This window comes from Subtercola boreus (assembly GCF_003399625.1).
Classification (GTDB): domain Bacteria; phylum Actinomycetota; class Actinomycetes; order Actinomycetales; family Microbacteriaceae; genus Subtercola; species Subtercola boreus_C.
The window spans coordinates 1-22251 of record NZ_NBXA01000050.1; the positions used below are offsets into that span (position 1 = coordinate 1).

The 22251-nt window shown below is 63.3% G+C and carries 20 protein-coding genes; 9 read left to right on the forward strand and 11 right to left on the reverse strand.

The genetic code is table 11. The features are described from left to right. Positions 1-440 precede the first annotated feature (440 nt). Positions 441-890, forward strand: a complete 450-nt coding sequence (locus tag B7R21_RS18460; protein ID WP_253259909.1) for a DUF805 domain-containing protein — start codon at positions 441-443, stop codon at positions 888-890. 175 nt (positions 891-1065) lie between these two features. Here the strand turns inward: B7R21_RS18460 and B7R21_RS20305 are convergent, their stop codons facing one another. Together B7R21_RS20305 and B7R21_RS18470 are read right to left on the reverse strand one after the other, a co-directional pair. Continuing rightward, positions 1066-1227, reverse strand: coding sequence for a hypothetical protein (locus tag B7R21_RS20305; protein ID WP_172592271.1), 162 nt, complete (start codon positions 1225-1227; stop codon positions 1066-1068). A 479-nt stretch (positions 1228-1706) separates the two neighbouring features. Beyond that, positions 1707-2021: a hypothetical protein gene (locus B7R21_RS18470; RefSeq protein ID WP_116284729.1), complete on the reverse strand. Its 315-nt coding sequence runs from the start codon at positions 2019-2021 to the stop codon at positions 1707-1709. 251 nt (positions 2022-2272) lie between these two features. Here B7R21_RS18470 and B7R21_RS18475 point away from each other — a divergent pair, with 251 nt between their 5' ends. The 3 genes from B7R21_RS18475 to B7R21_RS18485 are packed head-to-tail and all read left to right on the forward strand — an operon-like array spanning position 2273 to position 5791. Beyond that, positions 2273-2680, forward strand: coding sequence for a plasmid mobilization protein (locus B7R21_RS18475; protein ID WP_437184198.1), 408 nt, complete (start codon positions 2273-2275; stop codon positions 2678-2680). Between the two features lie 8 nt (positions 2681-2688). Then, a complete protein-coding gene (locus B7R21_RS18480; protein ID WP_172592273.1) occupies positions 2689-4410 on the forward strand; it encodes a relaxase/mobilization nuclease domain-containing protein in 1722 nt (573 codons plus the stop codon). A 52-nt stretch (positions 4411-4462) separates the two neighbouring features. Beyond that, complete coding sequence (locus B7R21_RS18485) at positions 4463-5791, forward strand: hypothetical protein (RefSeq protein ID WP_116284732.1); 1329 nt, start codon at positions 4463-4465, stop codon at positions 5789-5791. Positions 5792-5848: 57 nt separating this feature from the next. On the opposite strand, the gene B7R21_RS18490 is transcribed toward B7R21_RS18485, so the two are convergent. From B7R21_RS18490 to B7R21_RS18535, 9 genes are all read right to left on the reverse strand, one after another. Next, the gene (locus B7R21_RS18490) at positions 5849-6358 is read right to left on the reverse strand and encodes a DUF4913 domain-containing protein (RefSeq protein WP_116284733.1); all 510 of its coding nucleotides are present in this window, start codon (positions 6356-6358) and stop codon (positions 5849-5851) included. Continuing rightward, a complete protein-coding gene (locus B7R21_RS18495; protein WP_116284734.1) occupies positions 6355-8205 on the reverse strand; it encodes a type IV secretory system conjugative DNA transfer family protein in 1851 nt (616 codons plus the stop codon). Before B7R21_RS18495 ends, B7R21_RS18490 begins: the two co-directional genes overlap by 4 nt. Positions 8206-8263: 58 nt before the next feature. After that, positions 8264-10231 carry an ATP/GTP-binding protein gene (locus tag B7R21_RS20805; protein WP_367379419.1) on the reverse strand — a complete coding sequence of 656 codons (1968 nt, stop codon included), beginning with the start codon at positions 10229-10231 and terminating at the stop codon, positions 8264-8266. A 97-nt stretch (positions 10232-10328) separates the two neighbouring features. Beyond that, positions 10329-11843: an SCO6880 family protein gene (locus B7R21_RS18510; RefSeq protein ID WP_172592274.1), complete on the reverse strand. Its 1515-nt coding sequence runs from the start codon at positions 11841-11843 to the stop codon at positions 10329-10331. Between the two features lie 2 nt (positions 11844-11845). Next, entirely contained in the window at positions 11846-13420 is a 1575-nt protein-coding gene (locus B7R21_RS20310; protein WP_172592275.1) for a hypothetical protein, read from the reverse strand. Beyond that, positions 13420-14145, reverse strand: coding sequence for a hypothetical protein (locus B7R21_RS18520; RefSeq protein ID WP_116284736.1), 726 nt, complete (start codon positions 14143-14145; stop codon positions 13420-13422). Before B7R21_RS18520 ends, B7R21_RS20310 begins: the two co-directional genes overlap by 1 nt. Before the next feature lie 103 nt (positions 14146-14248). Next, positions 14249-14575, reverse strand: coding sequence for a hypothetical protein (locus tag B7R21_RS18525; RefSeq protein ID WP_216363758.1), 327 nt, complete (start codon positions 14573-14575; stop codon positions 14249-14251). An 86-nt stretch (positions 14576-14661) separates the two neighbouring features. Then, entirely contained in the window at positions 14662-15726 is a 1065-nt protein-coding gene (locus B7R21_RS18530; protein ID WP_172592276.1) for a hypothetical protein, read from the reverse strand. 45 nt (positions 15727-15771) lie between these two features. Next, complete coding sequence (locus B7R21_RS18535) at positions 15772-16089, reverse strand: hypothetical protein (protein ID WP_116284738.1); 318 nt, start codon at positions 16087-16089, stop codon at positions 15772-15774. A 365-nt stretch (positions 16090-16454) separates the two neighbouring features. Between B7R21_RS18535 and B7R21_RS18540 the strand changes: the two genes are divergently transcribed. The 5 genes from B7R21_RS18540 to B7R21_RS18560 all read left to right on the forward strand — a co-directional run bounded on the left by B7R21_RS18540 (position 16455) and on the right by B7R21_RS18560 (position 22216). Then, the gene (locus B7R21_RS18540; RefSeq protein WP_116284739.1) at positions 16455-16910 is read left to right on the forward strand and encodes a helix-turn-helix domain-containing protein; all 456 of its coding nucleotides are present in this window, start codon (positions 16455-16457) and stop codon (positions 16908-16910) included. A gap of 51 nt (positions 16911-16961) precedes the next feature. Further along, a complete protein-coding gene (locus B7R21_RS18545; protein ID WP_147305969.1) occupies positions 16962-17507 on the forward strand; it encodes a hypothetical protein in 546 nt (181 codons plus the stop codon). Between the two features lie 296 nt (positions 17508-17803). Further along, positions 17804-18451, forward strand: coding sequence for a hypothetical protein (locus tag B7R21_RS18550; protein WP_116284741.1), 648 nt, complete (start codon positions 17804-17806; stop codon positions 18449-18451). Positions 18452-18618: 167 nt separating this feature from the next. Continuing rightward, positions 18619-19590 carry an alpha/beta hydrolase family protein gene (locus B7R21_RS18555; RefSeq protein ID WP_172592277.1) on the forward strand — a complete coding sequence of 324 codons (972 nt, stop codon included), beginning with the start codon at positions 18619-18621 and terminating at the stop codon, positions 19588-19590. A 769-nt stretch (positions 19591-20359) separates the two neighbouring features. Next, positions 20360-22216, forward strand: a complete 1857-nt coding sequence (locus B7R21_RS18560) for a hypothetical protein (protein WP_253259908.1) — start codon at positions 20360-20362, stop codon at positions 22214-22216. The last annotated feature ends 35 nt before the right edge of the window (positions 22217-22251 follow it).

Genomic DNA, 22251 nt, shown 5'->3' on the forward strand with positions numbered 1-22251 from the left:
GCCCTTCCGGGCCACCGCCACGACGTCATCACGGAACTCTTTCGGATATGCCTTTGCCATAACTGACATCCTTCCAGCGAGAATCAAATCTCACAGATCAGATGACAACCGAACTCTGGGCAGACCCAGGTGACTACCCCTCTGGGTCGTTCTCATCCCTTCATCCCGGCGGGCAGAATCCGGTACGAGGTGTGCCGCGATTGTTCGTATAGCGGACGGGAAACGCGGAGAGCTTCTTTGCCAAAATGGTTTGGCATTTTTCTGCCCGGTGTTCTCGCAGCGGGCTGAGGAGAGTCTGAGGTCTGGGTGCTGTTGCTTGGAACCGTCATGTGGGGATGCTGATGGGGAGGTGTTCCTGCTGCGAGTATGAGTCGCTGACTATTTCTATTTTTTGACGAAGGATCATCATGACTATGCCTCCCCCGCCCTCTCAACCGGTGATGCCCTCGAAGGGGCCGGTGCCGTTGTGGGCGCCGTATTACGGTGCCCCGTTCGGTGTTGCGGTTCGTCGGGTGTTCCAGAAGTACGCAACGTTCTCTGGGCGTGCTGGCCGGGCAGAGTTTTGGTGGTGGTACCTCGTGACCGTTTTGGTGACCGTCGTGTTGAACATCATCACGGCCGCGACAGGCAGTAACCAGATGCGTGCAGATGGCAGCATGACCGGGTACACCGGCGCTGGTATCGTCGTCGCGATCATCACCGTGATCTGGGGTCTGGCGACGATCATCCCGACCCTGGCCGTTTCGGTACGGCGCCTTCATGACACCAATCACGCCGGCTGGTGGGTCCTGATCGGTCTGATCCCGATCGTTGGCGCGATCATTCTGCTGGTGTTCTACCTCACCGCAGCCAAACCTGAGGGTGCCCGCTTCGACCAAGCCGCCAACTGAAACACAGCGCGTAATACACAGCCCGTCCCCGGTGTCGAAGAGCACTAGGGTCGGGCTGTTGTCGTTACCGGCCTTCGCAGTGCTGCAGGTGGGGGTGACCCTGCCGCCCCCCCGCTCCCCCGCTTCCCCGCTTCGGCCGATGTCGGACCGGCGCGGAAGTGGTCTGAGGGGTCCGTTATCTAATGGGCTGGTTGTGGTGCCGGAGGGTTTGGTAGTGGGTGTACATGTCGCGGGTTTCGATGCCGGTCTGGTCGTGCCAGTCCCACATTGCCTTGTACAGGTCCTCGCCCTGGAGCCCTCCCGCATACAGGTCCTCAGCAATTGTTTTTGCGGCCACAGTATTCTTACGCCCCGGCCGCCCAATGGCGGGCGGTTTTGTGGTGTCCGGTTGGCTGTTTCGCCGGTTGAGGATGAGGCGGGTGACGTACGCGGTCATCACGGAAAGCGCCACAACGAGCCCTGTTCGGAACCGTCTCGGCCGCGCATCTTCGTCTAACACTTTTGCGTACACGTTTGCGCCTCTCTCCCGGTCTTTGATCGTAATCGCCCCTGCGCAACAGTCGGCCATCAGCGCCTAGCTTGGCCGTCCACCGGAACGTGTTTTTCGCTTACCCCACGTCGCTCTCAGGGAGTCCGTGCACAGGTCACACCATCATGGGTCGCGGGTGCGCAGAGTGAGGTGACGGTGTGGCCTGTGTGCGGGCGGGCGGTTGGGGTCCCGCTGTCACCCTGTGGGCAGGATGAGCCCGAAGAGAGCTCGTGCTGTCCACAGGTTGTCAGGGGGTCGCACACCCAACGCCTGCTCTTGCAGGAGTGTTACTCGCTGGCCTCGTCCGGTGAGGGTGCTGTGTTACGCGGGGTGCGGCGCGTTTTCGGTGGGGTACCTGTTTTGAGCGGGGGTCGAACGCCGGTGGCACGCAGTTCTTTGTCGCTCCACCCGGACGTGATCGCGTCAGCCCATGCTCTGGCGTGAGCGTCGCGAGCGTCCTTGAGGGCTTGCTCTGCGGCGTCGACAGCGTTCGTGGCGCCGACCAGGGTTCGGACGGCGGTCACGCGGCGTTCGGTGGTTTCGGTGAGGAGTTCGCGTGCGACGCGAACGGCGTGTTCAGGATCGAGTTTCGGATCAGTCATGCCTGCCACATTAACGGAGTCGCGAAGCGACGGGCGCTCCCCCACGAACCTTCGTACGACCGGAAGCCGATCGGAGTGGAACGCGGGGCTAACAGAGGAGTATTTTTGAAGCAAGCTGTCCGTTTACCGCTGGTAAATGGCTTGCCGGGCTGGCGCTGCGCTTGGACGGGCTGCAATACTTGGCGTATTGGTCCCCGCCTGGGGGGCGGGTTCGCTGCGCTGGCAGTGTGAAGCGGTGGCGGGGAAGGGTGGTGGTCCACATTTCGGATTTGAGCCCGAGGCGTTTGTTTGCGCGGAAGCGTCGTGAGAATGCCCCGGATGGTGCACGGGAGAAGTATTACCGGGTGTACGTGACCGCTGAGGAAGATGCGCAGTTGCAGGCCCGTGCCGCGGTTGCGGGTGACATCACGGTTCCGCGGTTGCTGTTCGAGTCGGCGATGAATGCGCAGGTCCGGACGGACGCGGAGTGGAAGAGCGCGGTTGCTGAGTTGATGCAGGTTCGTGCGGACCTTGGCCGGATGTCATCGAACCTGAACCAGTTGGCGAAGTTCGCGAACACGGAGGGCCAGTTCCCCGCGCAGGTCGAAGAGTTCCGGGTGTTGTTCGTGGCGTTGGTGCCGCAGATTTCGGCGGCGTGCAGGGCGGTCGCTGGGCAATGATGCCGAACGTGACGTACGGCGCGGACATGGGGGGCCTGATGAGGTACCTCGTGGGGGAAGGGCGTGCGAACGAGCACACCGAACAGCACCTCATCGCTGGGAATGCCGCGATCATGGCGCAGTACGGATACGAGGTTCTGGACCGGAACGCGGCAGTAGCAATCGCGGCCGATCTGGATGAACCGAGGCAGGTGTTCGGCACGCAGGTTCGCCGGTCCGTGAAGCAGTTCGACCCGGCCACCGGGGAGCCTGTCATTGACCCGATGACAGGTCGGCAAGCGGCTGTGAAGCAGGACGCGAATGTTTGGCACTGCTCGCTATCGCTGAGCGCAGAGGAAGGGCATCTCACGGACGAAAAGTGGGGTCTGATCGCGACGGACTTTGTGAACCGGATGGGGTTTGCGGGCGACGATATTGGTAAGGCTGATGCCCGGTGGGTGGCGGTGCGTCACGGGGACTCTAAGGCCGGTAACGACCACATCCATATAGCCGTTTCGCTGGTCCGCGAGGACGGCACGAAAGCGCACATCCCGTACGACAAACGCCTCTCCCAGACGGTGACCCGGGACCTGGAACGAGTGCACGGTTTAGTTGAGCTGCACCCCGAGGGACGGGAGCTTGGAGAGCGCGGCATCGTGCCCGGCGCCCGCGAAGCGGCGCAGAAGCGGGACGCCGTAGAACCGGACGTCCGCCGGTTGGAACGAAGCGTGCGTGCGGCCGCGTCAGCGTCCAACGATGAGGGTGAATTCGTTCGCCGGTTGCGTGCTGAGGGGCTGCTTGTGCGGCCGCGTTTCGCGGTCGGCCGGAACGACGTTGTGCAGGGCTACACCGTGGCGCTACGACCACAAAAGGATGAGCCTGTGCGGTGGCACGGCGGCGGCACGCTGGCACGCGACCTGACGCTCCCGCAGCTATGTAACGGGTGGCCCGACGAACCCGGCCAAGCGTCAGACGCCGCAGCTGAGTGGCGTGCCACGGCGAAGAACCCGTGGAAGTACGAACCCGTCAAACCCGGCCGCGAAACGGCCACCCCAGCCCCGGCCCTGTTCGAGGAATACGCAGCCGACATGACACGCCTGCACGAGTACATCCAGCGGGTAGACCCGGCCGATAAAGCAACCTGGGCGCACGTCGCCCGCGACACAGCCGGCGCCTATGCGGCATGGTCCAGGCGGCTTGAACCGACTCCCGGGCCGCTTGCTGACGCTGCGCGTTCGCTTGCGAGATCCGCGCACCTCCGAGCCCACGAAACGACGCCCCGACCGGTGAGGATGCCGGCCATGGCCGGGACGACGGCGCTCATTTTGCAGGCTGCCGCGAAGGGCAATAACGCGGCCGCGGAGTTGTTGCTGTTCAGGCAGCTTGCGGTGACGAGTAATGCGCTGATGAGCGCGCACGCGGCTGCGAAGGATGCTCGCCGTTCGATTGAGCTCGCAGCGACATTACGGGGACAGCTCGCCGGGGTCCGCGACGATTACAAAGGCGTCATCCGAGAATATACGGCCTCTGCTGCCGCTGAGAAAGCGGCTGCGAATGAGCGGGCGTGGGAAGCGTTACCGGAAGAATTTAAGGACATCAGACGCATGTCGCAGGCGAACTTCCCGGTCGGTAGCCCGGTCCCAACGAAGCTCACGCCAAGCGAGCGCCAAGAACAGGCAGACCTGTTGGACGTCCGTGCGCGTCAGGCCCGCACCCAGCGCGGTACCGACCGTGATGGCTACGGCCGATAACCGCTCTCAGCCCCCGCACGTCATACACAAAACAGGAAGCAGGTACACGCTGATGAGTGATCACGATGAGGTTGGCCAGGAGGTCGGCCAGCACGCCCGGGTGGCGCTCACGATCGCGTTGCAGATGGGCGAGAAGTTCGCTCGCCTCCGAGAAGAAATGTCCCGGAACACCCAAACCCGATCCGCGGCCGAAGCCCGGGAACTGTCGGCAAGGTTCGACGCGGAACGCGCCGCAGCACGGGCGACATTGCAGGTCGTAGACAAGCCGGAGTGGTGGGACAAAGCCACCGTCCAGGATGTTGCGAGGGTTACTGAAACGGCGCAGGCGTGGAAGACTCACGACCCGGCTGCCGCGCACGCCGCAGCGGTTGTGCAGCGCGAAGTTCTCAACCGGTACGGGGTAGACACGACAGTGTTGCAAGCCGCCGCCCGGGAAGGCCGGACGGAGCTTGACCGCGCCAAAGAATGGGCCACAAACCAGGCCCCCAAGTATTACCACCGGCAGGACGAGGACCGCCTCACGATGCGGGTCGGCGACAGCACCGTCCCTGACGCATCAGCGGAACGGGCGCTGATCACCGACTACAGGGCCGCCCTCGCCGGCGACACCGACCGGATAGAGCTCAGCACCGCCGAGGAATGGAAACGATCAACCGACCCGGAAGGGTTTTCGGATTACCGGGTGCAGACCAGCATCGACTGGTCCGACACCGGCCACGCCCAAACCGTCGACCCCGCGGCCGCGCAGGCGGTTCGTGCGGCTCTGGTTGAGGAATGGAAAGACACCGTTGCCCCGGAACGCGCCCGGGCAGGGGATGACCTCACCGAGGCGCAACTACTGATCGCGGAAGCAGACCGCATCGACCGCAGCAACACCGCCCGCACCTACGACGCCCCGGTGGACGGTTCAGCCGATGTGGACAACGGGCGGGCGGTCATGGCCGCGGACCTCGAAGCCCGCGCCGACGACTACGACCGGGACGCGGGCCAAGGCGGCACCGACACGCACACCCCGGCCCAGCTCCAAGAACTCGCCGCCGACGCCCGCGCCCAAGCACAACTCTTCCGAGACACCCCAGCACCCCAAAACACCGCCCAGAGCGCGCACAGCACGAATGCGCCGGAGCAGTCCAGCGCACCCGCTAGGGAGGCTGGTGAGGTCGCTTACGACAGCGCCGAGCGGCGGCAGGCAATGATCCATGCCATGGAGGCCAAAGGGGTCCCGCCTCAGCTGATCGAGGCGCGGATGAGCGCCGACAGTGCGCACGCGACTCCGGCCAGCACCGCTGTCACCTCGAAAGCTCCAATGAGTAGCATTCCCAAAACCCGGCCGAGCAAACAAGCCGGGCACGGCGCTGACCGGAGCGATCTCGGCCGCTAAAACCCCGCAGACAACATGAAAGGGACGCACCGGTTGGTGCGTCCCTTTCATGTTGTCTCAGGCAGTCGGCTGAGGTGAGGTATCACTTTGGGGTGGGAGCTGTGTGTACAACGCCGGTTGCATATCAGGCGGGAAAGCCCCATCCGTCGGCGACGTGTACGGCAATGGATCACCTATCCGGTTTTCGTCGGTCGAGTCCGCGAACGGCCCCTCCGGGGACAGCAAGATTGTCATGTGAGGGTCGCAGTGGCTGATCCACCACAAACTCATCCCCGCCTTCTCGTCCTGACGTGCCGCCTCCCACGCCCGCCACAGTGCCTCTATCCGCTGCTGGGCCTCTTTGCTTGACCACCATGCCGCCTTCCACCTCATCCCCCCGCCGGTGCCCTGCGCGATGACACGACGCCGATACGTGGTGATGAGCTGCTTCCGCACGAATTCATCCGCCGACCCGAAATGTGTCGTAACCGCCTCATCCGTCTTTTTTTCCGGTGTGGCCGCAACGGGTGCCGAAGGTGTTTCGGTGTCCTCGTCGTCGCCGAACGGGCTTGTGTTCGTGTTCGTCATGACTGCTCTTCATCGTCAGCGGTTGTCGTCCCGGCCGTGGACAACGCCGGCACCGGGGTTGCCTCGGCCGCAGGTGCACTCTGGGCGGGGGCGGGGGCACCGTTCTGCTGGTCTTTGATCGAGGTGTTGATCTTCTCGACCAGAGGTTTCGGGCCGTCAAACCACGGCACCGTGCGGAGCATCGCAGCGCGGGCACCGGAGGACATCATGATCGCCCGGCCCGTCCGCCTACCCTTCTTGGGCGTCGGCAGGGTTGCGAGTTCGGCTATGTCGAGAATCTTCTCCCGCTTCAACGCCGAGGTCGTTGACCGCACCCCCTTGTTCATGGATGCAGAGGTTGTTTCGCGGTCGTAACTCCCGATCAGGTCAGACACCATCCCCAAAAACTCGGGCTCAGCGATACCGCCGGCATACAGTTTGATGTTCGCAGCCGACCACAGTTTCAGCATGCCTTCTTTCCCGAACACCCCGACGCCCTGTGACCAGGACTGGAACACACTCATGATCGGGATTCCCCTAGAGCCGTAATGGGAGTACAGGTCGGGGAGGTCACGCCACCGGCACACGTTCGCCGCCTCATCGAGCACCCCCAGCATCGGGGTTTGCAGGCGTCCACCGGGTGAGGTTGCGGCGAGTTCTTCGGCGGCCTCCACCGTCGCGGCCGTCAACGCCAACACCAACGGCCCGGCACTACCCGCGCCCTCCTTGGACAGGCTGTAGAGCGTCCCCGTGGACGGGACGAACAGGGCCGGGTCAAACTGAGGCCGCTTATCGGCCGGGCCGGTGGTGTTGACCCAGCGCAGGGTGGTTGAGTCTTTCAGGCACGACGCCATCCGGCGGGCGGTGGAGTACACCGACCCCCGCTCCCGGTGCTCCAACCGGGTAGCCCCTTGAACGCTCTTAGCCATCAGGGCGTACTCGGACGCCATGAGAATGTCGCCCGCGGTCTCGTCGCCCGGTTTCGTTGTCCACTCATACACATCAGTGATCGGCCGCCCGTCAATCGCGGCCGCGAGAAGAAAACCGGCGAGCAGTTCCCGGCCGGAGGGCTCGAAATGCGAATCCGCCCGCGCCCCAACCTCGCTCGACCCGGACGCGAAGTGCTGCGCCAACTTCGCCGCCTTCGTGTCATCGGTGACATACGAGAGGGGGTTCCACCACCACGACGCCGGCTCGCCCGCGACCTGTTGCGGGTCGAACACCCACACCCGCCCGCCAGCATCCTTACGGATACCGCGGGTTGCGTCGAGCACGTCCCGTTTGTTCGAGGTCGTGACGACCGCGCCGGGTGCGTTGATGATCGCAGGGATCACGAACGAGGTGGACTTACCCACCCGGGGGCCGGCGAGCAGTAAAGTCATGTCCTCGAACGAGCAGAACAGTTTTTGCCCACCCGCCAGCAACGCACCCACCGGGATGCCAAACGAATCCGCAACGCCCAGACGTTCCGCTTTCTGTTTCGCTTCCTTCCCGCGCATCTGTGATAGCTCCGGGGCGGTGGCCATGTGCCGGGCCGCCCAGTCCACCTGCGTCCGATGTTTCTTCCCCGCCGTCTTCGACAGCAGAACCAGAACCGTGAAGAACGCCAACAGGGCACCGATTCCTGACACGATCAGGGTCGCTGTCGCCGGCCACACCAGGTTGCCTCTGAATACGTCGAGGACGACGGAGAAGAACTCCGACGGGTCCGTACTCATCCCCGCGTTGACCCCATCAACCTGTGATCCGACCCGGACTGCCCCGTAGATGCTCAACGCAACGATGAGGACCCCGCCGGCGAGCCAGGCGACCCCCATTCCATTGCCCGCCTTGCCAGGCTCTTTTCGCCTGTTATTCATCGTGCCCATGAGCTTGTCCTTTCCGTTGTTAGATCGAATCCGTTTGCCCCGGATGTTCGGTGCACGGTCACGGCAAAATCTCTACACTCACGGGGTCGGCGGCGCGGCCGGCGCGGGAGGTGGTGTGCCACAGCTTGTTCGTGTCGTTGACCTCCATCTCCGCGGAGGTCAGCTCGACCCGGATCGGGATACCCGGCCGCCCACCGACTTTGATCAGGAACCGGCCCCGCCCGGGAGGTTCTGACTCGTGCCCGGATACGGGGTCCCAGGCGGGCGGGTCCTGCCACGAGGTGAGCATCGACTGCTCCGACACCGACAACGGCACCGCGGAGGTCAGGAGCGGCATCTCCGCACCCGGCAGGCCGCCGCAGACGACCATCCCGGACCTCTCCACGAACCCTTTGGCTTTCATCTGATCCTCCGACGTCGCCAAAGACAAAAGGTCTGACATCGTGTGCGAAATCATTGCCAACCCGACGCCCCTAGCCCGGTTCAGGCGGGTAAGGGCGTCAACCCGTTCAACCATTCCCCGCCCCGCCCGAAGCGCCCGCCACAACTCGTCCAAGATCACGAAGTAGTGCCGGCGCGGCTCCAGCTCCGCGTCCGCCAGCGCGGCCGCGACGTTCACCGTCCCGAACCCGGCGGACCAGCACGCCAACAGGATCGCGGCTTGCAGGTCGCCTTCGGAGTCATCGATCGAGGACACGTCGTAGACAACGGGCCGGTCCCGCCGCATCGGTGTGGTGGTCTGCTGGGAGAACACTTCCCCGAGCCGGCCACCGGTCGTCAAACCAATGAGCGAGGCTTCGAGGTTCTCGGTGATCGCTTTGTACCGGGTGAGGTCGCCGCGGTCCAGGGCGACCTGCCTAATCTCATCCGGTGCCTCCTGAATGACGCGCAACAGGTCAGCGAGCACCGGGATACCGTCGTGGCTTTCATCGAGGTATTTCAGGGCCCGGTCGATGATCGTTTCCTCCCGGTCGGTCGGCGGCTCCGACCGGAGGATCGTCAGCAGGGCCGCGATCATCGTGTGCCTACGGCCGTGCGCGTCAGCTAGGACCTGGTTCGCGAGGCGTTCCAACTTCGTAGCCCGGATGTTGTGCGCGGTTGCCCCATCGAGCAGCCGGGCAATCGTGTCAGGGTCCGTCTCGTTGGTGGCCCCTTGAACGGACTCGCCGGCAAGCCGCCTCGAGTCGGCCGCCTCACCGGCCAGCCGTGCAGCTGCTTCGTGCGCCTCCCCCGGATCGAGAATGTTCAAATACCCCCGGCCACGGCCAAGGGTGATGACCTGCCCATCCAAAGCACGGATGAGGTCCACGTAGTCAGGCTTCAAATCCCCCAGCACCAGCGGGAGCGTCCCGTACCCGGCAAGGCCCGCGGCCATACGGCGGGTCAGTGACGACTTCCCCAGGCCCGGCTTCCCGAGAACGAACATGGACGGGTTGGAAATCAGGTTCGCCCGTTGGAACCACGAGATAGGGTCGCAGCACACCGACGCCCCTGTGGCGAGGTTCTTCCCAAGTGGCACACCAATCATCGGCGTACCGGTGCCAACGGAGAACGGGTAGAGCCCGCAGACCTGAACGGTCGTGGCGCGGAACTCATCGGCCGGCTGGATACTCACAGCCTGCCCACCGCCACGCCCCAACCACCCCGTAGCGGTCGGGCGAAGCGGCCGCTTCGGTGCCGACTCACGGACCGTCTTCCGCTTCCCGCCCTCGTGCGGGATCGGCCGCGCCTTCCTCGCTCGCTTGGGTGCTTTCTCTCGCACGAGCGGCGAGACGGCCGTAGCGGGGACGACTGCCTTTCTTCCCGCGCCCTTCTGCGCAGCCGTACCCTTCTTTGGCGTGACTGTGTTCTCTTTCGCCCGTTCCCCGCGCCGGGTGGGGGCAGCGACCGCGCCGGTCGGCAGGTCGGCCAGCAGCTCCCCTGCCTCGCCCGTGTGCGCGGCGGTCACCGCGCCGGCGGGTAGTTCTTCCGGGGTGTTGTCGTCGTCGCGGTCGTTCCGGTGGAACAGTTTCGAGGTCGTGCTCATGAGATACCTCCGTGAATGGTCGGGCGGGTGGAACGGGGTTTAACGCCTTCCGGCACCGGGCCTTTCAGCGCCGGTGCCGGAACGGGATAAGCGGGGGTCACAGCGCCTCCCGAATCTCGTTCGGGATGCGCAAATGCCGCGGCAGAATCAGGCCAAGCGGCAGTGCGGCCGCGAACGCGGAATCCTGCGACCCGAACGCAGGCCGCATCCGCAACCGTGCCGCCGCGGTCAACGAATCAATCGCCGCCCTAGCATCCGCCTCACGGGTGCGGTCGGTCGTCGTCGCAGTAACGATCAGGCCGAAGTTCATAAGCCCCGCCCCCGACGCCTCTTCCGACGCGGTTGCCTGCGCCGAACGTGTCGAGAGGGTCGACCGTGCGGTGGGTTTCGTTGACGCGGAGCTGTTGAACTGCGCCGCGTTCAAATCCGCCTCGACCAGTGCTGCTGCCCGGGCCGGGTCAATCGGCCGATACAGCAACGTCACCCGCTTACGCGCAATGTCCCGGTGCGGGGCCAACAGGCGGGCAAGGATGCCCGACTGGACCACCCCGCGAGGCGGACTGGTCATCGTCCACGACGTAGACACCGCCCCGTCATGCCGGTACGTGTCCCAATGCGCTTCCGCAGCAGCGGGTCCCACGTCCGTCCACGACAGGTCCGCGCTATCCCCCGCCGCTTTCGCCTGGTCAATCAGGAGTGCAGCGTCAGGGTCGTAAGCGACCCGGACGACCTCACACAGCTCTTGCGCACCGAGCGGCCGGGCGGCGCCTGCACCAGTTGCGGTAAGCCCGGATGTGAGGCCGGGGATGCGGGAGCCGAGGTCCGCCGCAACTTCCGCCGCGGAGCGTTTCTTCCCACCGATCCGGGACGTAGCCGAGAACGTCAACGCAATATAGGCGCGGATCGTGGCCGACCCGACGGGGTAGGACTGCATCACTTCTGTCAGCATGGCCTTCGCGAACTCGGGGGCGTCAGGGTCCATCGACCCTTCCACTTCGCCACGCAGCCGGGTACCGGTGTCGGGTGCCGTCTCGATGGTCACCGAGGCGGCTTCGATGCCTGGCTCATCCCCGAGGTTGGAGAGCCAGATGCCATATTCCGCGACTTGATTGTTTACCTGTTCCTGATCGACCAGAGCCGCACCGTCCGGTTCGGTCGCCAACACGATCGTGAAGTGCCGGGTCGCAGGGGTACTGATCAGGGCGAACCGGTGGCCGTGGGAGTCCTCCCACTCCGTGAGCTGCGACGCAGCAGCAAGGCCCGGCAGTTGGAACGTGCCCCACTTCGCCCGCCCGGTCGGTCCCGACCGGTAGATGTTTGCTCCTTTGCTTTTTGTTCGCAGCCAGTTCACTCGTACCACTGTCCTTCCGAGGGCCGATTGGCCGTGTTTGTCTTTCACTGAAACGGTCAGCAGCACGCCACCGAAGATCCCGGCGACGATCAGAGCGGGCAGAAGCCCTGCGAACATCGACGCCACAATCGCCGAGACGATGCCGATGAACATGACGATCGTCGCGAGCTGTCCGAGCCCGCCGAGCCCTGCGGTTTGCGGTTTCCGCCAGTTCCCGTACGTCCGCGGCGAGGTGACGGGCGGTGTCGCTGTTGTGGTCATGGTCATTCCCCGTTCTCGTTGCTACCTGTCGCGTCCGCGACCTGGGATTGCACTGCGCCTGCGGCCTGCTTCGCACCACCGGCGACTTTCCCTGCCGCGGCGACACCGATACCTACCGGCCCGGCCGCAGCTGCACCCGCGGCCGCGCCACCGGCAGCAGCGCCGCCAGATGCCGCCCCGGTCGCCACGCCGCTCCCGCCACCAACTGAGGCGGGTCCTGAACCGGACGACGCGGACATGGCACCTTTCGATCCCGCAGCCGTTGCACCACTCCCTGAGGGTCCGGCACCAGCGCCGCCACCCGAGCTACCTCCGCCACCCGTGCCACCGCCGCCGTTACTGGCACGAATAGCGCCCGACGCGACCTCCCCTGCACCAGCCAGCGCCGCGGCACCCAGGAGCATCCCCGAACCACCGCTACCGCCGACGGAGGAGATTGAGGGGACGAGGAACCGCATTAGGGCAGGTAGTGCGATCAGGGCGATGAGCATCAGGGCGAGACCGATGATGATTTGGTACAGACCTGTTTTGTCTGTTTTGAACAGGTCAGCGCCGGTCAGCCGGAACGCGGTCGCGTACACAATCGCCGCCGCGGGTTTGTACAGGATGAACGCGATCGTCCACGCCAGAGCTTTCTTGAACCACTGCCGCCCGATCTCGGTGTTCGTAAACGACGCGGCAATTGGCAGGATGCCAGCGAGGAGGACGAGCATCGCTCCGCGGAACACCATCAGCGCGATCTGGACGTATGTCATCAGGACCGCGAGGATCCCAAGCAGAAACAAGCCGATCAGGCCGATCGGGGCTGTCGCGGTGAGGTTGATCATCGTGAAGACGTTGGTGCCGAAGCAGTTCGATTCGCCGTTCTCGACCTGGCAGTTGGTGGAGTTGTCGATGATCCACACCGAGAACGCATCCCCCGCCTCGGTCGCAAGCCGGATCACGACAAGGCCCGCGCCGGCGACCGCGATCAGGGTCAGGATCGACCCGGCCAGTTCCTTCAACGGGGTGGTGCGTTGTGTCCACGCCATTCGTGCCGCACCGATCATGACCGAAAGGATCGCGAGGCCTGCGGTGTACCACTGCAGTTGGGCTTGCACCCACCCCACAACGGACGACGCGTTACTGCCCCGCATCACTATGGGTAGGAACCCTGCCACCAGTGCCGACGCTGAGGAGAGCAGGATCACGGAGATGAGGATGATGCCGAGACGGCCGAGGTGGGTTTCACCGTCACCGTGCCGGCGGCGACTGGCCATCATCACGCCCGCGACGATCAGCGACATGACAGCGATACCCGCGCCCACCCAGGTCACGTAGGACAGGATCATCTCGAACGCACCCGACATCGGCGGTATCCCGCCACCGTTGGAGCTCCCGCCCCGGTCAACGACCACGACAGGTGACGGCAATCGCACCCACAGGGTGCCAAGCGACGCGACGGCTTTGCCGAAGCCCTCGAGGATGTTGTTCACGAACTGCTGCAAAGCATCATTCGATGCTTTCGAGATGATGTCACCGATACCGGCGTGAGCCACGCACAGGATGTCGGTTGGTAGGCATGGTGCGTCGGCCATCAGACGCCGCTCCAGGGGGTGTAACCGCCGAGGGACTGCAGCGGTGAGGCGGCGAACACGGGTTGGCCGTTGTCGGCCAGAACAATCTTCCAGTCCCCGTCGACCCATTGCACCGGCAGGGGAAGGCTGACGAGCTGGCCGCCGCTGGACGTGACAGCTACCGCAAGATCAACCGTTGCGGTATCGCCGGTGTACGCGGTGATGATGTACCCCGCGACCTGAACACGAACCGACGACTGGCCGATAGAACCGCTGCCAGCCGTGACCGCTGCATCCCGGCCTGGGCCCGGGATCAACAGGTCCGGCAGATGAGGGGCCAACCGGTTATCAGAGGACATGGCTGTGAAGTTCACGACCGAGAACAGGGCCCCGGCCGGCGTGTGTGAGTAGCACGACCGGAAACCGTCCGCGCCCGTCACCCCGGGGCCGACCTTTTTGCTGCCTGGCGCGGCCATGGTGCCCACAATGTCCCACTTCGCTTCCGGTGCCGCAGTGAGGTTGTTTGTTTTGTCGTACCCAGGCAGGCCGCAGACGCTCGCCGCGGCAGGGTCAGCGGTCGTCGTGATAGCGGGCGTTGAGGTGGACGCCGCAACAGCTGCGGTGGGGTCGCGGTTTACGGAGGTGAAGGCCAAAGCAATCGCTGCCGCGGTGAGACCGGCAATAAGGACGCCGCCGAGGACGAAACTGCGGCGGGTGAAAGGGTTACGCGGTTCCGCGTCGCTCATGAGGTGTGCTCCCTGCTGGATAGCGTGGACGTTCGGGGTTCGGGTGGTATGCGGGGCGGCAAACCGATATGCGGCCTACCGCCCCGCCTGTTGGGTGCGTGGGTTATGCGCCCATGAGGAAGCCGACGATGGTGAACGCGGCGGAAATGATGATCACGCCCACCAGGAGCCGGCCAAGCCACCCGCCGATCTCGCCGCCCTCACCACGGCGTGCGGAGACGGTCATCGTTACGCCGAGGATGATGAGGCCCACGACCGCGACGCCAAGGCCGAGCCATTTGGCCCAGCCCATGATCGTGGTGAACGCCTCGAACCCGGGAGGCATGGTGCCGCTGCCGGGGTTGGGAACGTCCGCGAGGAACGCGGGTACCAGGTGGCCGGTCGCGGCCGCGGTGGTGATGATGTCGTTTGCTGCAAGCAGAAGTGACAAGGGTGGCTCCGTTTCGTGTTTTTTTGGTGTCCACCGTCGCGGTCGCGGGATGGAGTCTGTGAGGCCCGGTGATTCGGGCGGGTGGGTTACGGGTTGATGACCGGTCCGTCGGTGAAGCCCACGTCGAAATGCAGGTGGTTGAGGGTGTCGGGGAACTGGATGATGTGCGTGTACGTCGCGGTGCTGCACTGCACCTGCCCTGCCCTCGACCCGGCAGGGACCAGAGGGTCAAGAATCGACAGCAGTTTCATCGAGTCCGAGTCACACCCTGTGAGGCCGTGACTGTTCAGGGAGTAGAAATCCACCGCGTGACCGCCGCCGTTGATCCAGTGCGCAGACTCGGTACCGGCACCTTCGATCGAGCCCGTGCACTGCCTGTTCAGGTCAGAAACCCCGACCTTGTCGAAACTGTTGAGCGCGATCGTGACGACCTGCAAAATACGTACGTCGATACCGCAGATACTCGAGGCGGTACCGTCCGCGACACCACGAATCTCTGCGGCGTATCGGTCCTCCGCAAGAACGAGCTTCCCGGACGCCATAGCAGCGACCAGGCCCGCTGCGAGTGCGCGAGCGTCGCCCGAGACAGCACAGCCCCCACTCCCAGTACCAGCCGCACCGGCGCCGGTCAGGAACGTCATGATCGCGGTCGCGTCGGCCCGGAACCGTGTGTAGTAGTTCGGGTCCGCGTTACCCTGCACCGCATTAATCGCCAAAGACGGGTCCAACGTCTCCCACCCCGCAACACCGGGCAGACGCTTGAAGAACAGAGTCGCAGCCGTGGTCGGGTCCATTCGCTCCGCGACGCTTCCCCAGAAGCCCTGCTGCTGGAATAGCCCGATCGAGTCAGCGACTGACCCGTCAGGGTTGATCGCCCCGTCGCCGTAGGTCAGGTTACGGAGGGTGGACTCACCAATGGCGGTCTGCACCCCCAGGGTCTGCGCCGCAGCGGGCAGGTTCAGGGTGACGGCGGCGTTCGCGATTAGCGCCGCGTTGACGAGCTGGTCACGCTTGTACGCACCCACCGAAGCGTCCGCCGCGATCCCATCGACGTTGATCTGCGCACCCGTCCCGACCGTGCACGCCGACGCGGAAGCACCACCAAAGAACAGGACAAACATGGACAGTGCGACCACGAGTACCGGAACCATGACCACGGCAAGAATCCCGATACCGCCACTTTTCCCAGCCACCGGTTACCCGCCCGTGTAGGGCGTGATCTGCTCAACCAGCCACGGGTCCGTCACATCCGAACGGTTCAGCAGTACCGAGTACTCCCCCGCATCCGTCGGCACGAACACCCGTGTCGTGTACGACCCGTCCGTGTCCCGAAGACGGGCATCGCCCGTGACCGCCGCGCACGGCACCCTGGCCGGGTTCACCGTCTTGTACGCCACCGCCGCTGTCTGGCTCAGCAACGGATACAAGTCGCTGATCCAGGTCTGCCGGTCAAGAGCCGGCCGACAAAACGCCGTCACAGTTTTTGTCGCCTTCGTCAAGACGTCGTCAATCACCTCAGGAGGCGAAGACGGTCTCATGGAATCGTGCGGAACAACCGCCGAAGCCGAAGCCGAAGCCGATGGGCGAGCTGAGTTGAGCGGATCGCTTGTTTGTGTAGGGATGGTATTCGCTTGCATCGAACAGCCTGTGATTGTCAGACCCAGTAGCGTTCCAGCCGCGAGGGTCAGTGCTTCTCGCCTGTGAGTCCTGGGGTTTCCCCTGCTGCGTGAATGAACCAAATACAAACCCCGCTGACCCCGACCTCGAATAGATGTGCCCATATGGTCAGCCGGCAAGTGACCATATGGACATAATTCCGAGTATAGACACCTGTTTGGGCAGTTTGTCAAAGCTAGACTCTGTCTGTGGACGGGAATCAGTGAACGACAGCGCCGCTATCGGTGACGAGGTGAGGAAGTCGCTGTCCGCTGCGGGGTTTACGGTCAAAGCAGCTTCAGAGCGCGCGGGCCTGAGCTATCGCACCGTTCTGCGGTACGTCAAAGGTGAACGGGATATGCCCGTCTCTGTGTTGCTGGCCCTGATGCGCGCATCGGGTGCTGACCTAGTGGATCTGGCTGGACGGCTGCAGCCGCTCATCATGGCTAAACAGTCATCGCCCGCGAGCGGCCCAGGACTCTCGAGCAGTGCAGTGCTCCCGGACGTGGGGAGTGCCGTTCTTGTCAAAGCCGGTCAGCACTTCGAAAGAGAAATGCGTGAGCTCGGTATCCAAAGCGTGTCCCTTCACGCGGTCGGGACAGTCGAGCACGACGAGCTGCGCGGCGCCGCCGCCGTGATTGCTGAAATCGTGAAAGAGCTTCGCAATCAACAGAAGTAGCCCTTTGGGCGAAACCGATCTCATCCTTTTTATCGCAAACGGAGCCGTCGCATGGCAATGAATCAGGCCGACCGCGGCCGCGGTCGATGGAGAATGCTCCGCCGATCCGGGGAGCTTCCAAACGGATTGATCGTGGAGGCTGCGGAGCAATTCGTCACCCGGCTTGGGCTTGCTCAGACCGCGAGCTGGGGTGAGCTGCACGAAGCGGTCGAGAGCGTCTATGGTAAGCCGATCTACCTCGTGGCATCGAACAGCTCATCTCTTCGTGCTGTGACCGGACTCTGGATAGACACGGCCGAGTTCGGTGCCGTCGTCTGCCGAGAACGCGACGATCTGCACACCCAGAGCCAAAACGCTTGTCACGAGCTGGCACACATACTTTTCGCCCGCGCTCCCGAGGACTGGTTCAGCGACCTCCTCCCCCGACCTCAGACCGCCGACCACGGAGCGCCGGGTACAACCCGGTTTTGCGCATCTACTACAGGCGCAGACACCATCGAATCGCAAATCGAAGAAGCAATAGAAGAAGTGGCATTCGCAATGACGCGCCGTATCCAATCCATCAACCGCACAGCGGAGGAAACCTACTTCGGATGATCCAACTAATCTGCCTCACAGCCCTCGTCCTACTCGCTGTCGTCCGAGGTCCACGAGCCATTGCCAGCAAATCCGCAAGGCCCGCCTGGTGGGCCACCGCGAGCGGCGTCATAGCACTCACGACATACGGGTTACCCGTCCCATTCACCACATACGACTCGGTCCTCGGAAGCAACAACTTCACCACTCTTGTCCGTGACCTGGCCGCAGTCTCCGCATTCTGGTTCTTCCGAGAAGCTCTCGCTCGACGAGCTGGTAGCGAAGGACGCTTCGGCACCCGGTGGGGACTAGCCGTCATGTTCGCTGCCTGCATCGTTCCTTTCTTCCTGATCGAAAACAAAGGCGTCACGGACGTCGCATTCATCACAAACCGGCTCGATCAGACATCCGTCTGGATCTACGGCAGTGCCTACATGGCCAGCCTGATCTGGATCTCGCTTTCAGCCGTCATGCTGGCCATCAAAAATTGGCGAGGAGTCCAAACGATATTCATCGTCGGTTTCTCGTCCGTCATCATCGGCTGCATCATCGAGATCGCCTACCTCACCGCATCGCACTTCGGTTACGGAGGCCAGAGCTTCCGGTACTCGGCATCGAATGTCTCAGAGCTGCCCTTCTTCCTCGGACTACTCATCATCATCGCCGGAATCGCTTGGGTCGCCATCGGGGCCCCTAGCCGGCGACGGATACTGGTCTCGAATCTCCAACAGATAGCCCAACAAAACGAGCTAGTCCAAAGCGAGACCAGAGGCGGAGTTCGAATAATCTTCTCGGAGGGCAAGCTGCTGACGAGAGCGTCCGAACTAGTGCGAGTGGTAGATGCCGCCCAAAAGAGTGGCAACTTGCGGCTCTCATCCCGTGAGGCGCACATTCTGAGCCAGGTAGAACGCTTGATTGTTCCTGGCTCAGAGTTTCGCCCCATGGTGCTTGGTACAGCCGCCTAATGCGCGCTCGGCGACTAATTATTCCGGCACTCCTGTCCGCAACAACGCTGGGAACCGTTGGCGCTGCAGCTTTTGTCGCATGGCGCATCATCCACCCCGTGCGCAGCCGACCGACACAAATACTCGACGTGTCCAGCGACGGCCGTATAGTTCTCGAATCCACACCGATGACACGACAAGACGGCGAACTCGGCCTGCTCTATGACGACGAATCCCAGCACGCCGTGCTCGGGCCCATCTTGAACATCGACCGCGACGCACGAGTCGAGCGATCTCTCGCTGTAGCGCCTGGATCAACGCCCCCATTAGCGGGGACGTTTGCGCGGCCCATCGGTAACGTCTTTGCCACCGCGCAGGCCGTCAGCCCAGACGCGCGAGAAGTCACGATCGACACCGCCTACGGAGTCGCACCAGCGTGGCTATTCCCAGGAACCGAAGCCAGCGCCACCACCTGGGCCATCCACATTCACGGCAGCCTCTCCGGACGCGACGGAGCATTCCGCTCAGTTCAGAGCCTCTTCGACACCGGATTTACCTCGCTCGTTCCGTCCATGCGGGGGGACGGGGACGGGCCGCCCGCACCACGTGGGGCCTTCACTCTCGGCCAAACTGAATGGCTCGACATCGAGAATGCTCTGGACTATGCAGCACACCAAGGTGCAGAGAAAATCCTGCTCATCGGCTGGTCAAGCGGGGCATCGATAGCTCTCCGTCTTGCCTTCAGTTCAAAACACGACGATCTCATTGGTGGGCTCATCCTTATCGCCCCCGTCATCAGTTGGCGTAACAGTATTCGACTCAGCAGCAAGAACTTCGGGGTGCCAAAAGTGATAGCGGATGCTTCAATATGGGCTCTCGGCGTAGGAAAGGTTGCGCAATTGCTCGGGTCCCCTGAACCGCTTCGATTCAGTGAGCTCGATTGGTCCCGTCGTGGCCTTCGACGAAAGAGCCCTGTTCTAGTTCTTCACTCGGATGGTGACACCGTTGCCTCGTACGAGGACAGCAAGGCTTTCGAAAAAATGCGCAGGGATTACGTGACTCTTACCACCTTTACCCCGGCTGTCCACGCTCTGGAATGGAATGCCAATCCGATCCGGTTTTCGAACGCGATACGGCGGTGGGTTAAGACCCATCGCTAAGGCTGCAGTAAAGAAATTTCTTCGTACGAACGAGACACGCGGCGCGCCTTGCGTTAACACCCCCCTTAGGGCGGAATAGGAATGGAATGCCAATCCGATCCGGTTTTCGAACGCGATATGGCGGTGGGTTAAGACCCATCGCTAAGGCTGCAGTAAAGAAATTTCTTCGTACGAACGAGACACGCGGCGCGCCTTGCGTTAACACCCCCCTTAGGGCGGAATACTTTCTCGCATGACACAAGCCAGCAACGCAGGAATCAGACGTAACCGTCGCCCTGCGGGGGTCAAGGTCGTAGAAAGAAAGATTGTGTTGTCCGCGGAGACAGAGGCCCGACTAAAGGCCGCAGGCATGGCATCGGGATCGCTTTCGCTTTCGCTTTACCTTGAACGTCTGGTGGGTCAACTTGAGTCTGAACGGGGCTCCCTCCCCGTTCTTTCCCCAATGCTTGACGGCTCGGAGGCGCCTATCACCAAGGCCGCATAACGAAAGAAGCCCGACGCTTTCACGTCGGGCTTCCCAAAAGTTTCGTAGCTCAAACCTTCTCTTGCTTGCCGGCGGTAGAGGTTCGAGCTAATCCAGCAAAAGTTCCGGTTTATCAGGCCGGTGCCTTTGTTGTACTCCCACCATTTCACCGGAAGGAATGCACTCATAGTAACCGATAGCGCCGTTAGTGCGCCATTTTTCTCTGTGAATCGTGCAGGCGTGTCCCCTGATGGATGGTCTGCGTGGGATTTGACGCGCCGCATTAGTCCTCGTGAGCATGTCGGGATGATGAAGCGGGACGCCTACGGTCAGCTTTCGGAGAACTCCTACCCTCGCACTCACCGACTGGGCCCGATGGAGCCGTCCACACCGTGGCTCGTCCGTCTCGCCGACGACACGGGCACGTTTCGGCTGCTCTGTTTCGACTTCGACGGCAAAGACGCCAACGGGGTCTCCCCTGACTTGATGGAACAAGCCTCCGACGACTGCGACTCCCTCTCCGGCACCCTCGGCCAGCTCGGTATCGCGCATGTTGTCTGCCAGTCCTCCGGCACTGGTGGCCGGCACCTCTGGGTGGGCCTTCACGGATGTCCTGCCGGTACTGTGGCGGCGCTTGCTGGCGCTGCGCGGGCGAACTATTCAACGCTTGATCACGGGATGCTCTGCAACCCCCGCACGGGAGGTGCTAGGCCGCCGCTGTCACCGCACCGAGACGGCAGCAGCTCCACCGTGCTCCGCGGTTCTCTCGATGCCCTCACCGAGCCGTCAACGTCGACGGGTGACGTGTTGGCCCTGACCGCACACCTGAACACCACACGGCCCGCCCCGCGGCCCGTCGAGTCCAAGCCCTCCGGCCCGCTCCGTGCCGGTTACAGCTCGCACCGGTCGCTGCACGCTACCGGGCAGGCGCACATGGCCACTGTGAACGGCGGCAGCAACCCTTCCTGGACAGGGTTCATGTGCCTGCTTGCGGCTGCGTCCGCGGGATGGTCACTCGCCGACGTCGCCCGTGAAGCGCGCACCGCTCCCGGGATGGAGCATTACCGTACGAAGAACACCGTCCGTGGCCGGAAACCGCGAAATGCGGCTGAGGCCGCTGCCCGCCTCGAGCGGCAGTGGTCCAAAGCGCAGCACTACGCAGCTTTACAGGCCCCGCTCCCCCGCCGTCAGGCGCCCGTTGACCTCTCGGAGCTGACAGCGATCGTCGACGCCACAGACGACCTCCTGACGCGTTTTCGGGTCTCCCCCGGCCGGTGGGGCCGCACCGAGAAAGGCATTAGCCAGCGCACGATCCTTGCCGCGATCGCGTATCTCTCCCTGCAGACCGGGAAACGCGTTGTCGCCGCCTCGATCCGTGACCTAGCCCTCATGGCAGGGCTAGGCCGCACAACCGCAGCAGACGCCCTCACAGCACTTACAGAAGCCGGATACCTCGACCGGGTCAGCCTCAGTGACGGCGGCAACGCCGCCGAATGGCGCCTAACCCTCGACTTTTCCACAGGCTACGGAACAGTCCGGTCACAACCAATACATAACCCCCGCCCCCCTACCGAACTCTTCAATCTTCGGATTTCATTGCTGACCACTTTGGAACGTCAGCTCACCGAAGGCCGGCACGACTTGTTCACCAGGCCAGGGCTTGGACACCTTGCCGGCCAGCTCTACGCGCTTCTCTCGGAGCATCCCGCGGTGACGGTTGAAACCGCCGCACGTCTGCTGGGTGTCACCGTACGTCACACCGCCACGATCCTCTCCCGTCTTAGGCACCACCGCCTTGTCGTCAAACACACTGACGGGTGGTCTCGTGCGAGAAGAGATGTTCGCGATCGTGTGGCGAAGACCGCAGGCGTTGCTGGTCTCCTTGTTGATCGAGCTAATCGGTATCGAGTCGAACGCGAAGTGTGGGCGTGGTGGCTTGCTGAGGTTGACCAGATGAACGCCGCCCCAAGGCAGCGCAGTAGACGTCCACACGTATCGAGCCGAACCCTAACGTTTGTTGACGTTGCACAGGGCGAACGAACATGGCCCAGATACCCACGCCGCCCAGATCGACGGGCCGATCACCGATCAGCCCGCCAGCTCGTCGACGACGGATCGCTAGAGCCCGACGCTCGCTGGAAATATCTCGGAGATGTCGCTTAGCAAGTGTCTGGGAGGCGTGTTATTCCGAAATTACC

What these genes read in the sequence shown, in the direction of transcription:
- B7R21_RS18460 (WP_253259909.1), top strand. Translation starts at nt 441, where the DNA reads ATGCCCTCGAAGGGGCCGGTGCCGTTGTGGGCGCCGTATTACGGTGCC.
- B7R21_RS18470 (WP_116284729.1), bottom strand. Translation starts at nt 2,021, where the DNA reads ATGACTGATCCGAAACTCGATCCTGAACACGCCGTTCGCGTCGCACGC.
- B7R21_RS18485 (WP_116284732.1), top strand. Translation starts at nt 4,463, where the DNA reads ATGAGTGATCACGATGAGGTTGGCCAGGAGGTCGGCCAGCACGCCCGG.
- B7R21_RS18490 (WP_116284733.1), bottom strand. Translation starts at nt 6,358, where the DNA reads ATGACGAACACGAACACAAGCCCGTTCGGCGACGACGAGGACACCGAA.
- B7R21_RS18495 (WP_116284734.1), bottom strand. Translation starts at nt 8,205, where the DNA reads ATGGGCACGATGAATAACAGGCGAAAAGAGCCTGGCAAGGCGGGCAAT.
- B7R21_RS20805 (WP_367379419.1), bottom strand. Translation starts at nt 10,231, where the DNA reads ATGAGCACGACCTCGAAACTGTTCCACCGGAACGACCGCGACGACGAC.
- B7R21_RS18510 (WP_172592274.1), bottom strand. Translation starts at nt 11,843, where the DNA reads ATGACCACAACAGCGACACCGCCCGTCACCTCGCCGCGGACGTACGGG.
- B7R21_RS20310 (WP_172592275.1), bottom strand. Translation starts at nt 13,420, where the DNA reads ATGGCCGACGCACCATGCCTACCAACCGACATCCTGTGCGTGGCTCAC.
- B7R21_RS18520 (WP_116284736.1), bottom strand. Translation starts at nt 14,145, where the DNA reads ATGAGCGACGCGGAACCGCGTAACCCTTTCACCCGCCGCAGTTTCGTC.
- B7R21_RS18530 (WP_172592276.1), bottom strand. Translation starts at nt 15,726, where the DNA reads ATGGTTCCGGTACTCGTGGTCGCACTGTCCATGTTTGTCCTGTTCTTT.
- B7R21_RS18545 (WP_147305969.1), top strand. Translation starts at nt 16,962, where the DNA reads ATGGCAATGAATCAGGCCGACCGCGGCCGCGGTCGATGGAGAATGCTC.
- B7R21_RS18550 (WP_116284741.1), top strand. Translation starts at nt 17,804, where the DNA reads ATGTTCGCTGCCTGCATCGTTCCTTTCTTCCTGATCGAAAACAAAGGC.
- B7R21_RS18555 (WP_172592277.1), top strand. Translation starts at nt 18,619, where the DNA reads ATGACACGACAAGACGGCGAACTCGGCCTGCTCTATGACGACGAATCC.
- B7R21_RS18560 (WP_253259908.1), top strand. Translation starts at nt 20,360, where the DNA reads ATGATGAAGCGGGACGCCTACGGTCAGCTTTCGGAGAACTCCTACCCT.